Genomic DNA, 12,496 nt, shown 5'->3' on the forward strand with positions numbered 1-12,496 from the left:
CCTGATTCGGTATTCAAGACGGGTGCCGCTCAGTCGACGGCGATGACGGTATAGCCGGCTTTGCGAAAATCCTCGACCAGGCCTTCGGGGCCGGGAAGATGCATGGCGCCGACGGCCATGAAGGCGTTGCCCTTGGCCAGGATAGGTGCGGCATGGTCGGCCATGACCTTGTTGCGGTCGGTGATCATCGTCTGGTCGAATTCGGCGTAACCTGCGTCCTCGTCGTCGGGCGAGATCGAACGTAACAGCGGCCAGAAGGTGCCGGTATCGCCGCGCTGGTAAAGCACGATCATGGTTTCGTTGATGTCGTTGATCTTGTCGCCGAGCTTCAGGGTTTCGACCAGCCCCTTGATGTGGAACGCAAGCGGCAGCGAGGCCATGGCGTGCAGCTGGCTGGCGGCGGTCTCCAACCCTTCCACCGGCTTGCCCAAGGCCTTGGCGTCCTGCGCCAGCTTGACGTCCAGAACCGGTGCGCCGCCTGCCTGACGGGCGACCTCACAGACCGGCAGCGCGACCATGGCCGACAGCAGCCACGGCTTCATCTTGGAGACGCTCGCCGGCGGAATGCCGCGCGCATCGAGCCCTTTGTTCACCACCGCCGCATCCTCCGGCGACAACAGCGACGACAACGTCGTGTTGTCGGTGAACATCATCAGCTCGGGTTCCTTGAGCATGGCCTCCATCATCTTCTGCTTGTCGAGCACGTCGGTGGTCTCGATGATGATGGTGCCCGCAGCGTCATAGGCTTTCCTGGCTGCCGGCGGCAGAGTGGTCACGCGCGGGTCGGTCATGTGCATGGTGCCGAACAGGAAGGACGGCTTTTCGCCTGATTTCTCCAACTTCCACAACAGGCCCTTGCCGTTCAGCGTCGCTGCTGCTTCCGTCTCGATCCTGGCATAGGCGGCGGGGTCTTCCTTCTGCAGGGCCGATAGCAGATCGGCGCCGGCGCAGGCCGGGGCTTCGGCATGCGCCTTGCCCATGGCAAGCAGCAGCGCGACGAGAAAAGACAGGAATAACAGGGCGTTGAGCGCGACGAGCAGCTTCAGCGACACAAGGGCCGCGCGGTCGGCGATGGCAAGGGCGCTTTTCATGGTGCGGTTCTAGGACTGAAAAGCGGCGAAACGGTTAACCGGCGTGGGGAAATTGTCCTGGACTTATACAGTGTCACGCGCGGGGATGGGCAGATTCGTAGATCTCGAGCAGCCTTGCCGTGTCGACGCCGGTATAGACCTGCGTCGTCGACAGACTGGCGTGGCCGAGCAGTTCCTGGATGGTGCGCAGGTCGCCGCCGCGCCCGAGCAGATGGGTGGCGAAGGAATGGCGCAACGCGTGCGGCGTCGCGGTGTCGGGCAGGTTCAGCGCCGAGCGCAGCCTGGCCATGTCGCGCTGGACGATGGCCGGGTTGAGCGGCCCGCCCCGGGCGCCGCGAAACAGCAGGCCCTTGGGATCGAGATGGTAGGGACACAGTTTTCGGTATTCGGCGATTGCCCTGAGCGCCACCGGCAGCACCGGCACCAGCCGTGTCTTGCCACCCTTGCCGGTGACGCGCAGCACGGTGTCGGCTTCCGATGCCAGGTCGGCGGCGCTGAGGCCCAGCGCTTCGGAAATGCGCAGGCCCGATCCATAAAGCAGCGTCAGCACGGCGGCGTTGCGGGCGGCGATCCAGGGCTCTTCAGCCAGCTGGCCTTCCACCGACACGACATGTTTGGCATCGCTGGCGGTCAGCGGCTTGGGCAGCGATTTCGGCTGGCGCGGCGCGCGCAACGCAGCGGCACCGGCGGCATTGGCGAGACCGCGCCGTTCGAGGAAGCGCAGCAGCGAGCGGATGCCGGCGAGGCCGCGTCCGAGCGTGCGGGCGCCGGCGCCGGCGTTGCGCCGCGCGGCAAGAAAGCCGCGCAGATCGGCCGGGCGCAGAGTGGCGATGTCGGAAAGACCAGGCGAGCCGCCGCAATGCCCTGTGAGGAAATGCAGGAACTGGCGCGTGTCGCGCTCATAGGCTTCGACGGTCGCCGGCGCCAGCCGGCGCTCGCGCGCCAGCATCTTCAGCCAGCTTTCGCGCGCTGCCTGGAGGTCGGGTTTTGCCGGGATGAGAAATTCCTGCATGCCGCCATTGTCAGGCAGCCGGGTTAGGAAGCGGTGAAGAACCTGTCATTGAAATGGCCACGGGCGATCATTGAAATGACGCCGGTAGGGCGTTAGAGCAGGGCAAAGGATATCAGCCATGTCGAAGCCCCAGAACCCCGTGCAAATGGCCGTGATCGGCGCCGCCCACGGCATCAAGGGCGAATTGCGGGTGAAGACTTTCACTGGCGAGCCGATGGCGCTGGCCGATTATGGGCCGCTCTATGCCAAGGACGGCCGCGCCTTCCAGATCATCGACATCAGGCCCGCCAACACCGTCGTGGTGGTGCGCTTCAAGGGCATTGCCGACCGCAACGCCGCCGAGGCGCTGGCCGGAACCGAGCTGTTCGTCGACCGCTCGATGCTCCCCGACGATGGCGAGGAGGACGAATTCTACCACGCCGATCTCGTCGGACTTGAAGTCCGCGACGATAAGGACGCGGTCATCGGCAAGGTGGTGGCGGTGCATAATTTCGGCGGCGGCGACATTCTCGACGTCACGCTCGGCGGGCGCAAGGGCGTGCTGATCCCGTTCACCCAGGTCGCCGTGCCTCAGGTTTCGATCGCCGAAGGTTTTCTCCGCGTCGACCCGGCAGCCGCCGGCCTTGTCGAAGATGAGGATGGCGACGCGCCGCGCGAAGAAGATTTCGACACGAAGGGCCGACCGCGCGGGCCGAGCGAAGCCGGAGGCAACCGGTGACGTTCAAGGCGTCGGTGCTGACGCTCTATCCCGAGATGTTTCCGGGCGGGCTAGGCCTGTCGCTGGCCGGACGGGCGCTCGAAGTCGGGACATGGTCGCTGGAAGCTATCCAGATCCGCACCTTCGCCAGCGATCGCCATCACACCGTCGACGACACGCCGGCCGGCGGTGGCGCCGGCATGGTGATGCGCGCAGATGTGCTGGCCAAGGCGATCGACCACACGTCGCCGGCGGGCGATCCGCGGCCGCGTTTGCTGATGAGCCCGCGTGGAAAGCCGCTGACGCAGGCGCGCGTGCGCGAACTGGCTGGCGGGCCAGGCGCCGTCATCGTTTGCGGCCGGTTCGAGGGCGTCGACCAGCGGCTGATCGAGGCGCGTGGACTGGAAGAGGTCTCCATCGGCGATTTCATCCTGTCGGGCGGCGAGCCGGCGGCGCTTGTGCTGATCGACGCCGTTGTGCGGCTGTTGCCCGGCGTCATGGGCAATGCGGTGTCGGGCGAGGAAGAAAGTTTCGAGAACGGCCTGCTCGAACACCCGCATTACACGCGGCCACAGGAGTTCGAGGGCAGGCCGATCCCCGACGTGCTGGTCTCCGGCAACCACAAGAAGATCGCCGCCTGGCGGCGTGCGGAGTCCGAGAAGCTGACCAGGGAGCGCCGGCCGGATTTGCTCGCCGCTCAGCCCTTGGCAAAATAGTAGACGGCGAGAAACAGGCCGACGGCGATGACGAAGCCGCGTACTGCGTTTTGCGGCACGCGCTTGGCGATCCAGACGCCGGCATAGCCGCCGAGCGCGCCGCCGGGGATCATGACAATCGCCTGCGGCCAGGCGACGACGCCGCCGGAGACGAAGACCAATATGGCAACGGCGGCGATGACCACGGCCAGCATGTTCTTCAGCGCGTTCAGCCGGTGATAGTCGCCGGCTTGCGTCAGGCCGAGCGTCGCCAGCATCATCACGCCCATGCCGGCGCCGAAGAAGCCGCCATAGATGGCGGTGGTGAACTGTGCCAGCGAACCGGCCAGCGAGCCGACCGTGGCTTCATGCCCAGGCTTCGGCGCCGGTTTCAGCCACGGCCCGGCGGCGAACAAGGCGGTTGCGGCCAGCAGCAGCCACGGCACCAAGGCGCGGAACGACGGGTTGGAGAGCGCCAGCAGGATGAGCGCACCGGCCAGCGCACCCAAAGCCGAGATAAGACAGAGCAGCAGCGCGCCGCGCCAGAAATGCTTGATGTCGGTCCAGTAAGCCAGCGTCGAGGTGATGTAACCGGGAAACTGCGTCACCGAAGAGGTGGCGTTGGCGACGATCGGCGGCAGGCCGGCCAGCGTCATGGCGCCGAAGGTGATGAAGGTGCCGCCGCCGGCAACGGCGTTGACGGCGCCTGACAGAAAACCCGCGAGGAAGAGCAGGACTGCGTCGAAAACAGACATTGTGAGGCCGCCGGACAAGAGTGCTGCCCCCCGGATTAGGAAGCTTGAAGGGTCGGCGCAACCCCGCACTGGACGATTGCGTGGTGGCATGCGACCAAAAAAGACAGGGCCAAGGCGTGACAAAGCCTCGAAATAGCTGTATGTGCCCGCCCGTACTGGCGAGAAAAATCTCCCGGACCCGTCAACAATGACGGTGTAGTCGCCCCTGCCCAATGTTTCGAAGACAAGATGTCTCTGGACAAAAGGCATAGCCGAGCGGTCATAGGAACTGCAAGGCGAGTGTCGGACGCTCTGACTGTCGGAAGAACAAGAAGTGGATTACTGACATGGATATCATCCGTCAGCTCGAGGCCGAACAGGCCGCCAAGATCGAAGCCAAGCGCAAGCTTCCCGAATTCCAGCCCGGCGACACCGTGCGCGTCCAGGTCCGCGTGACCGAAGGCACCCGCACCCGCGTCCAGGCCTATGAGGGCGTCGTCATCGCCCGCGCCGGCGCCGGCTTCCAGGAAAATTTCACCGTCCGCAAGATCTCCTACGGCGAAGGCGTCGAGCGCGTGTTCCCGGTCTATTCGCCGATGGTCGAGGGCGTCGAGATCGTGCGCCGCGGCAAGGTGCGCCGCGCCAAGCTCTATTATTTGCGCGACCGTCGCGGCAAGTCGGCCCGTATTTCGGAAAACACCGGCGTGCGCGCCCGCAAGCTGAACGATGAGGAGCGCGACGCGCTGAACGCTGAGAAGGCCCGCATCGAGGCCGAGAAGATCGCCGCCGTGCAGGCGCTGGCAGCCGAGAAGGCCGCGCAGGAAGCCGCCGAGAAGAAGGCCGCCGACGAAGCCGCCAAGGCCGCCGACGAGGCTGCAAAGGCCGCGGAAGCGACCCCGGCCGAATAAGATCTCGACCAAGGATTTTGAAAAGGCGGCTTCGGCCGCCTTTTTTCGTTTCACCAGACTGTGAACGATTGCCGGCCGAGAGTTGCGCCACGGCTGTTGACTCGAATTATCTTGTACACTAAATGATCGTATACAAAGCAAATGGAGAACTGACATGGCACTCTACACCACACAGGCTCGCGTCACCGGCGGCCGCGCCGGCCACGGCGAGACCAGCGACGGCCTGCTGAAGGTCGACCTCGCTTTGCCGAAGGAGCTCGGCGGACAGGGTGGCGCCACCAATCCCGAGCAGCTGTTCGCGGTCGGCTATGCCGCCTGCTTCGAAAGCGCCATCCGCTTCGTCGCGCGCAAGCAGAAGCTGCCGCTGGACGATGCGGCGGTGAGCGCCACCGTCAGCCTGCTTCCCAATGGTGAAGGCTTCAAACTTGGTGTCGCACTGGCCGCGGAGACCAAAGGCCTTGATCAGGCGGCGGCGGAAGCGCTTGTATCGGCAGCGCATCAGATTTGCCCCTATTCCAATGCGATTAAAGGCAATATCGAGGTGGCGCTTTCGACCGTGGCGCTTCCGGCAAAGGCAGCATGACGACGAAGACCGAAACCAGGGCCAGCGAAGTCCCGGCGGACACCGCCGGGAAGATCGCCGTTCCGCGCCTCGACCAGCAGCTCTGCTTCGCGCTCTATTCGGCCAGCGGGCTGATGACCAAGCTCTATCGGCCGCTGCTTGACCCGCTCGGCCTGACCTATCCGCAATATTTGGCGATGCTGGCGCTGTGGCAGCATGCGCCGAGCACGGTCGGCGAACTCGGCGAGGCGCTGGGGCTGGATTCGGCGACATTGACGCCTCTGCTCAAGCGGATGGAAGCGGCTGGTCTCGTCACCCGCCGTCGCGATCCGGCCGACGAGCGCCGCGTGCTGGTCGAACCGACTGCCAAGGGCCAGGCGCTGCGCGCCCGCATCAAGGACGTATCCGCAGGCCTTGCCTGCGCCATGCCGCTGGAAGTCGAGGAGCTGAAGTCGCTGCACCGGACCTTGACCGGATTTGTCGCCAAGCTGCGTGAGGCTACGTCACCATCCTGATCCGTCATCTGACGGGTTCCCGTGTCCAGGAGGGGCCTGGTTTGCCGGCGGCGCAATCACGGAATAAATTCCGACCACGGGGCGTTCTAAAACCGCGTTGGTTGAAGGCATTGGAATCCGCTTTCACCGGACGCTGAGCACCGGACCGGCTTGCAAGCCGTCTGCGGACGGCTAAAGTCGCGCCTGGATTTTCATGCGAGCCCGGCTGCAAGCGGGCTTCTCATCCTGGAGCGTGTCATGACCAAATCGAAGCTGCTGCTGGCCGCCCTCGCGGCCTGTTTCCTCGCGCCCGTCGCTGCATGGGCGGCCGATGCGCTGCCCGATCTCGGCGGCAAGAAGGTCGTGGTGGTGACGGAAAACGCCTATCCGCCGCTGCAGTTCATCGACGCCAAGACCGGCAAGCAGATCGGCTGGGAGTATGACGCGATGGACGAAATCGCCAAGCGGCTGAACTTCAAGGTGGAGTACCAGAACACCTCCTGGGACGCGATGATCCAGGCGGTTTCCGACAACCAGTACAACATTGGCATGACCGGCATCACCATCAAGGACGACCGAAAGGAGAAGGTCGATTTCTCCGACCCCTATATGCGTTCGGAGCAGTTCATGCTGGTGCGCGCCGATGAAAGCCGCTTCACCGACGCCAAGACCTTCGCCGCCTTCAAGGACGGGTTGATCGGCGCGCAGGCCGGAACGACGCCGTTCTACACCGCCGTCTACAGCGTGCTCGACGGCAATGAGCAGAACCCGCGCATCAAGCAGTTCGAGACCTTCGGCGCTTCGGTGCAGGCACTGAAATCCGGCGACGTCGATGTCGTCCTGACCGACGGCACCGCCGGCAAAGGCTATGTCGATGCCTCCGGCGGCAAGCTCAAGCTGATCGGCGGCCCGCTCGGCACCGAGGATTTTGGCTTCATCTTCCCGAAGGGCTCGGACCTGGTGAAGCCGGTCAACGCGGCGATCGCGGCGCTGAAGGCCGACGGCACGATCGAGGCGCTGAACAAGAAGTGGTTTCTCGACTACAAGATGGGGCAGTAGGCCGTCTTGGCGCGACGGCCGCTGACCCCCCTTGCGGGGGAGATGCCCGGCAGGGCAGAGGGGGGTGTGAAGGATCGCCTCCCTTTTGTTTTGAGCTTTTCCAAAGAGGCCAAAGGTTGTGACTGTAACCGTTTGACAGGTTGGAGGGACAGCACCCCCCTCTGTCCTGCCGGACATCTCCCCCGCAAGGGGGGAGATCGGCAGATCTTGCGAGCGCAGCTGTTCACCAGCGTTGGGCATTGATGCTCGCCTCAACCCCAAAATCCGATTTCCCCTGGTGGCTTGCCGCTGCGATCGCGCTCGCCATCGTGGCTGCGCTCTGCATTGCCGCCAGCGATCTCTACGCCCAGGTTTTTGCCACCGTCGCCAAAGGCATCGGCATCACCATTCTTGTCACCGTGGTCGCCTTCGCGCTGGCTTCCGCCGTCGGGCTCGGCATTGCGCTGATGGGGCTGTCGGGGTCGCGTTGGCTCAAGCAGATCGCTCGTTTCTATGTCGAGATCATCCGCGGCGTGCCGATCCTGGTGCTGTTGTTCTGGATCGCCTTCGCCGGCGCGCCGGCCTTCGTGGCTGCGTGGAATGCGCTGACCGCGCCGCTGCAAAACGCCGGCTATCTCGGCGAGCTTTTGGTGCGCGACGTGTCGCTGTTGTGGCGTGCGATCATGGCGCTGACCATCGGTTATTCCGCCTTCATCTCCGAGGTCTTCCGCGCCGGCATCCAGTCAGTCGAGAAAGGCCAGATCGAGGCTGCCAAGGCGCTCGGGCTGACGCGCACGCAGCGCTTCCGGCTGATCGTGTTCCCACAGGCGATCCGCACCATCCTGCCGCCGCTCGGCAATGACTTCGTCGCCATGGTCAAGGATTCCTCGCTGGTCTCGGTGCTCGGCGTCGCCGACATCACGCAGATGGGCAAGATCTACGCCGCCGGCTCGTTCCGCTTCTTCGAGACCTATTCGATCGTCGCCTATATCTATCTCATCCTCACTGTCAGCCTGTCGCTGGCACTGCGGGGGCTGGAGCAACGACTGCGGCGGGCGCAGCAGGAATAGAAGTCCGACGCGGGCACGGCTACGATGGCGGAGGACAGGATTCCGGAGGATGCAGGCGATGACGATCGACAAGGCCAATGCGGCGCTGGGCACCGTCTATTCGGCCGACACGCCGGAAGGGCTGGCCAAGGCCTATGCGGACTGGGCCGCGACCTATGACAGCGAAACCGCTTCGCTAGGCTATCTGCTGCCGTTCCTGATCACCGCCTGGGTGGCGCGCCATGTGCAGGTGGGCGAAGGACCGCTGCTCGACGCCGGCTGCGGCACCGGCCTGTCGGGCCCGTCATTGAAGGCGCTGGGTTATCACGACATTGCCGGGCTCGACCTCTCCGACGACATGCTGAAGATCGCCGGCAGCCGCAATGCCTATGGCGATCTGAAGCAGGCAATGCTCGGCGGGCCGCTGCCTTGGCCAGACGGGCATTTCCGCGCCTTCTTCTCGACTGGCGTGTTCACCATCGGCCATGCGCCGGCGTCCGGCCTGCACGAGCTTGTCCGCATCACCAGGAAAGGCGGCCACGCCATCTTCACCGTGCGCGACCAGGTTTTCGAAAGCGGCGGCTTCCAGGACGTGTTCGACGGGCTGGAACGGGCCGGGAAATGGCAGCCGGTCGAGCAAAGCCCATGGTTCCGCTGCTATGCGATCGCCGAGCCGGATGCGTTGGTAAAGACTTTTGTGTTCGAGGTGCTTTGAGCGCCGCCCTCTTCGCCTTCTCTCACAAGGGGAGAAGCGAAAACACGCCGCAATTGCCGAAAACCGAAAACATTGGTATGAGCCACGCCATGGAAGAGCTTTTTGGCGATCCGGCCTATAAGGGTTTCGTGCTGCAGGACCGAAAACGCCTGCCGTCGCGTTTCTCTTCGCGCATTTCCGGCGCGCTCACCAGCCGACTTAGCTAAGCCGCTTTCGCCGGGCCGAAGGCTTCGGCGCGTCTGCCCTTCCCCTTTTTGCAAATCGACGGATTTACGCACATGAGCGCACCGCGCACCCTCTACGACAAGATTTTCGACGACCATGTCGTCGATCGCCAGGATGATGGCACCTGTCTGCTCTACATCGACCGCCATCTCGTCCATGAAGTGACCAGCCCGCAGGCCTTCGAAGGTCTGCGCATGACCGGCAGAAAAGTCCGGCATCCGGAAAAGACGCTGGCCGTGGTCGATCACAATGTCTCGACCTCGCCCGAGCGCAAATTCGGCATCAAGAACGAGGAAAGCCGCATCCAGGTCGAGGCCTTGGCCAAGAACGCTAGGGATTTCGGCGTCGAATATTACTCCGAAAACGATATCCGCCAAGGCATCGTCCACATCATCGGGCCGGAGCAGGGCTTCACGCTGCCTGGCATGACGATCGTCTGCGGCGACAGCCACACCTCGACGCATGGCGCCTTCGGCGCACTGGCGCATGGCATCGGCACCTCCGAGGTCGAGCATGTGCTGGCGACGCAGACGCTGATCCAGCGCAAGGCCAAGAACATGCTGGTGCGTGTCGATGGCCAGTTGCCGGAAGGCGTCACCGCCAAGGACATTATCCTCGCCATCATCGGCGAGATCGGCACCGCCGGCGGCACCGGCTATGTCATCGAATATGCCGGTGAGGCGATCCGCGCGCTGTCGATGGAAGGCCGCATGACGATCTGCAACATGTCGATCGAGGGCGGCGCGCGCGCCGGCCTGATCGCGGCCGACGAAACCACCTTCGCCTATGTCAAGGGCAAGCCGCGCGCGCCGAAGGGCGCGTCGTGGGACGCCGCGCTCGAATACTGGAAGACGCTGCAGTCCGACGAGGGCGCGCATTTCGACAAGGTGATCGTGCTCGACGCGGCCAAGCTGCCGCCGATCGTCTCCTGGGGTTCCTCGCCCGAGGACGTCGTTTCGGTGCAGGGCGTCGTTCCCAATCCGGAAGAGATCACGGACGAGAACAAGCGGACGTCAAAGATCCGCGCGCTCGACTATATGGGGCTGACGCCGGGCACGAAGATCACCGACATCACGCTCGACCGCGTCTTCATCGGCTCCTGCACCAATGGCCGCATCGAGGATCTGCGTGCGGTGGCCAAGGTGGTCGAAGGCAAGACGGTGAGTGCGCATGTCGATGCGATGATCGTGCCGGGCTCCGGTCTGGTCAAGGAACAGGCGGAGGCCGAGGGTCTCGACAAGATCTTCATTGCCGCCGGTTTCGACTGGCGCGAGCCGGGCTGCTCGATGTGCCTGGCCATGAACGACGACCGGCTGAAGCCGCATGAGCGCTGCGCCTCGACCTCGAACCGCAATTTCGAGGGCCGGCAAGGCTTCAAGGGCCGCACCCATCTGGTATCGCCGGCAATGGCGGCGGCGGCGGCGATCGCCGGCCATTTCGTCGACATCCGCGACTGGAAATAGCGCAGACTGGTTCAAGCCTGATCTGAGCGTATGCAAAACCCCGAACGGCAAAACCGTTCGGGGTTTTGTTTAAAGCGCGCCGCTCTAAGACCCTTGGGGTATTATGCCCTAGCCGGCACGCCGGATGATTTCATGAAATTCCTCCCGGCTGCCGGGTTCGTCGGTCGCGACCACCAGCGCCAGTTCGCGCTCGTCGAAGATCTTGAACCACTCGTCCCATTCGACCAGCTCGTAGCCGCCTGCGTTGACCGGGCGTTCAGGCTGATCCTGGTCCTGATAGGCGTGCTGGCCGAAGACGAGCCTCAGCAACGGCTGCGTTCCGGTTTCGGGCGATACATCGACGATCGCCGGAAATCCGGCGCGCCCTGCGGCCCATGAGCGAATTGCTTCGTGATCGGTCAGCGTGATCGTGTCGGCCATGAACAACTTCTCCTTGATTGCTGTCAGGAAACGCCGGCCTCAGGTCCCGGTTCCGTGCACCAGCTTCATGAGTGGCGACTTGCATATTCGTCCCGGCTTAACCGCTTGTTGGGGCTTGCGCTCTAAGGTCTTCCCTGACGTCAAGCGGGGAAGTCACCGTCCTTTGGACACCGGCCTGTTCATAGCGCTGCTCAATCCGACGATCGCGCTGGCGCTCGGCGCGGCGTTCCTCGTGCTGTGGTTCTATCAGCGCCACCGGCCCTATCTGGCTGTGCTCGGCACGAGCTATTGCGTGTCCGCGCCCGGCTTCCTGCTGCAGTATTTCACGCTGCCCGGCGGCATGGTGCTGACCAAGCTGGTCTCCAACCTCTGCTTCACGCTCGCCGCCTGCTGCCTCGTCGGTGCGATCATCTCGCGCTACGGCAGGCGCGTGCCCTATATCGCGATCGGCATTCTGGCGGGTGGCGGGATGGTCGCATTCTGCTGGTTCCTGTTCGTCCAGCCGGACTTGACTTGGCGCATCCTGTCGATCAATTTCGGCTTTGGCGGCCTCAGCCTGCTGGTCGCCGCCGAGCTGCGCGCCGTGCGCAAGAACGGCCCGACGGAAAAAATCCTGTTCGTATTGTCGCTGCTGTCCGGGCTGAACTTCATCGGCCGCACGCTGCTCGTCGTCATCTCGCACGGGCCGTTCACCAGCTATGACGGGTTTTATGGCTCGTCCTACTGGACGACGGCGCTTTTGACGCACGCGCTGCTGTCGTTGGTGATCGCGCTCTGCCTGTTCTCGGCAGCTGCGCTCGACGTGATGAAGGCGCTGAAGACCGAGACGCACACCGATCCGCTGTCTGGCCTGCTCAACCGCAGGGGTTTCGAGGAGCGCGCCTTGCTGGTGCTGCAGCATTGCGCTGTTACCAAGGTGCCGGTCGCGCTGGTGCTGGCCGATCTCGATCACTTCAAGGCGCTCAACGACAAATACGGACATGCCGCGGGCGACCAGGTGATCGCCGACTTCGCCGCCAAGCTTCGCGCGGCCGCCGGCACGCGTGCGGTTGCCGGCCGCATCGGCGGCGAGGAGTTCGCTGTGCTTCTGTCGCTGAGCGATCTTGCCACGGCGCGGCTGTTTGCCGAAGCCGTGCGCACGCACTATTCGGCCGGCAGTGTCGACGGGTTGCCGCCGGGCACCAGGGTGACCGCGAGCTTCGGCGTCGCGGCGCGCACCGGCGACGAAGGGCTGGAGCCGCTGATGCGGCGCGCCGACGAAGCGCTCTACAAGGCCAAGAAGAACGGCCGCGACAGTGTGCGATTGTCCTATGAGCGGGCGGAAACGGTGTTCATCCCGGATACAGGCAGCGTCGGTTAGCGTCTCGCTTAAACGGCCTCTCGGCCGTGCCGG

14 protein-coding genes are annotated in these 12,496 nt (G+C 64.2%); 10 read left to right on the plus strand and 4 right to left on the minus strand.

The window, feature by feature from the left end; translation table 11 throughout:
- Positions 1-29: 29 nt before the first annotated feature.
- Together X730_RS144655 and X730_RS144650 are read right to left on the minus strand one after the other, a co-directional pair.
- Positions 30-1,091: a TraB/GumN family protein gene (locus X730_RS144655; RefSeq protein ID WP_023826885.1), complete on the minus strand. Its 1,062-nt coding sequence runs from the start codon at positions 1,089-1,091 to the stop codon at positions 30-32.
- Between the two features lie 73 nt (positions 1,092-1,164).
- The gene (locus X730_RS144650; RefSeq protein ID WP_023747380.1) at positions 1,165-2,103 is read right to left on the minus strand and encodes a tyrosine recombinase XerC; all 939 of its coding nucleotides are present in this window, start codon (positions 2,101-2,103) and stop codon (positions 1,165-1,167) included.
- A 118-nt stretch (positions 2,104-2,221) separates the two neighbouring features.
- Between X730_RS144650 and rimM the strand changes: the two genes are divergently transcribed.
- On the plus strand, positions 2,222-2,821 hold the full coding sequence (gene rimM / locus X730_RS144645) for a ribosome maturation factor RimM (RefSeq protein WP_023687702.1): 600 nt from the start codon (positions 2,222-2,224) through the stop codon (positions 2,819-2,821).
- Positions 2,818-3,516, plus strand: a complete 699-nt coding sequence (gene trmD, locus X730_RS144640) for a tRNA (guanosine(37)-N1)-methyltransferase TrmD (RefSeq protein ID WP_023826886.1) — start codon at positions 2,818-2,820, stop codon at positions 3,514-3,516. The genes rimM and trmD overlap by 4 nt, the downstream gene beginning before the upstream one ends.
- Here the strand turns inward: trmD and X730_RS144635 are convergent.
- On the minus strand, positions 3,498-4,250 hold the full coding sequence (locus X730_RS144635) for a sulfite exporter TauE/SafE family protein (RefSeq protein WP_023826887.1): 753 nt from the start codon (positions 4,248-4,250) through the stop codon (positions 3,498-3,500). The genes trmD and X730_RS144635 overlap by 19 nt on opposite strands.
- A gap of 326 nt (positions 4,251-4,576) precedes the next feature.
- Between X730_RS144635 and rplS the strand changes: the two genes are divergently transcribed.
- From rplS to leuC, 7 genes are all read left to right on the plus strand, one after another.
- Positions 4,577-5,137 (plus strand): 50S ribosomal protein L19, encoded by a 561-nt coding sequence (gene rplS / locus X730_RS144630; protein ID WP_023670525.1) that lies wholly within the window; start codon positions 4,577-4,579, stop codon positions 5,135-5,137.
- Between the two features lie 154 nt (positions 5,138-5,291).
- A complete protein-coding gene (locus tag X730_RS144625; RefSeq protein ID WP_023694503.1) occupies positions 5,292-5,720 on the plus strand; it encodes an organic hydroperoxide resistance protein in 429 nt (142 codons plus the stop codon).
- The gene (locus X730_RS144620) at positions 5,717-6,214 is read left to right on the plus strand and encodes a MarR family transcriptional regulator (RefSeq protein WP_023826888.1); all 498 of its coding nucleotides are present in this window, start codon (positions 5,717-5,719) and stop codon (positions 6,212-6,214) included. The genes X730_RS144625 and X730_RS144620 overlap by 4 nt, the downstream gene beginning before the upstream one ends.
- Positions 6,215-6,451: 237 nt before the next feature.
- Positions 6,452-7,252, plus strand: a complete 801-nt coding sequence (locus X730_RS144615) for a transporter substrate-binding domain-containing protein (protein WP_023687705.1) — start codon at positions 6,452-6,454, stop codon at positions 7,250-7,252.
- Between the two features lie 242 nt (positions 7,253-7,494).
- On the plus strand, positions 7,495-8,301 hold the full coding sequence (locus tag X730_RS144610) for an amino acid ABC transporter permease (RefSeq protein ID WP_023826889.1): 807 nt from the start codon (positions 7,495-7,497) through the stop codon (positions 8,299-8,301).
- Between the two features lie 58 nt (positions 8,302-8,359).
- Positions 8,360-8,995 (plus strand): class I SAM-dependent methyltransferase, encoded by a 636-nt coding sequence (locus X730_RS144605; protein ID WP_031197135.1) that lies wholly within the window; start codon positions 8,360-8,362, stop codon positions 8,993-8,995.
- A 278-nt stretch (positions 8,996-9,273) separates the two neighbouring features.
- Positions 9,274-10,683 carry a 3-isopropylmalate dehydratase large subunit gene (leuC, locus tag X730_RS144600; protein WP_023670518.1) on the plus strand — a complete coding sequence of 470 codons (1,410 nt, stop codon included), beginning with the start codon at positions 9,274-9,276 and terminating at the stop codon, positions 10,681-10,683.
- 108 nt (positions 10,684-10,791) lie between these two features.
- On the opposite strand, the gene X730_RS144595 is transcribed toward leuC, so the two are convergent.
- Entirely contained in the window at positions 10,792-11,103 is a 312-nt protein-coding gene (locus tag X730_RS144595) for a hypothetical protein (RefSeq protein ID WP_023706723.1), read from the minus strand.
- A 163-nt stretch (positions 11,104-11,266) separates the two neighbouring features.
- On the opposite strand from X730_RS144595, the gene X730_RS144590 reads away from it, so the two are divergent.
- Positions 11,267-12,463: a GGDEF domain-containing protein gene (locus X730_RS144590; protein WP_023755633.1), complete on the plus strand. Its 1,197-nt coding sequence runs from the start codon at positions 11,267-11,269 to the stop codon at positions 12,461-12,463.
- Positions 12,464-12,496 lie beyond the last annotated feature (33 nt).

The sequence above is a fragment of the Mesorhizobium sp. L103C131B0 genome (genome assembly GCF_000502275.1).
In the GTDB taxonomy this organism is placed as follows: domain Bacteria; phylum Pseudomonadota; class Alphaproteobacteria; order Rhizobiales; family Rhizobiaceae; genus Mesorhizobium.

Bases quoted from the DNA above. Each gene is read 5' to 3' on its own strand.
- X730_RS144655 (WP_023826885.1), bottom strand. From the start codon at position 1,091: ATGAAAAGCGCCCTTGCCATCGCCGACCGCGCGGCCCTTGTGTCGCTG.
- X730_RS144650 (WP_023747380.1), bottom strand. From the start codon at position 2,103: ATGCAGGAATTTCTCATCCCGGCAAAACCCGACCTCCAGGCAGCGCGC.
- rimM (WP_023687702.1), top strand. From the start codon at position 2,222: ATGTCGAAGCCCCAGAACCCCGTGCAAATGGCCGTGATCGGCGCCGCC.
- X730_RS144635 (WP_023826887.1), bottom strand. From the start codon at position 4,250: ATGTCTGTTTTCGACGCAGTCCTGCTCTTCCTCGCGGGTTTTCTGTCA.
- rplS (WP_023670525.1), top strand. From the start codon at position 4,577: ATGGATATCATCCGTCAGCTCGAGGCCGAACAGGCCGCCAAGATCGAA.
- X730_RS144625 (WP_023694503.1), top strand. From the start codon at position 5,292: ATGGCACTCTACACCACACAGGCTCGCGTCACCGGCGGCCGCGCCGGC.
- X730_RS144620 (WP_023826888.1), top strand. From the start codon at position 5,717: ATGACGACGAAGACCGAAACCAGGGCCAGCGAAGTCCCGGCGGACACC.
- X730_RS144615 (WP_023687705.1), top strand. From the start codon at position 6,452: ATGACCAAATCGAAGCTGCTGCTGGCCGCCCTCGCGGCCTGTTTCCTC.
- X730_RS144610 (WP_023826889.1), top strand. From the start codon at position 7,495: ATGCTCGCCTCAACCCCAAAATCCGATTTCCCCTGGTGGCTTGCCGCT.
- X730_RS144605 (WP_031197135.1), top strand. From the start codon at position 8,360: ATGACGATCGACAAGGCCAATGCGGCGCTGGGCACCGTCTATTCGGCC.
- leuC (WP_023670518.1), top strand. From the start codon at position 9,274: ATGAGCGCACCGCGCACCCTCTACGACAAGATTTTCGACGACCATGTC.
- X730_RS144595 (WP_023706723.1), bottom strand. From the start codon at position 11,103: ATGGCCGACACGATCACGCTGACCGATCACGAAGCAATTCGCTCATGG.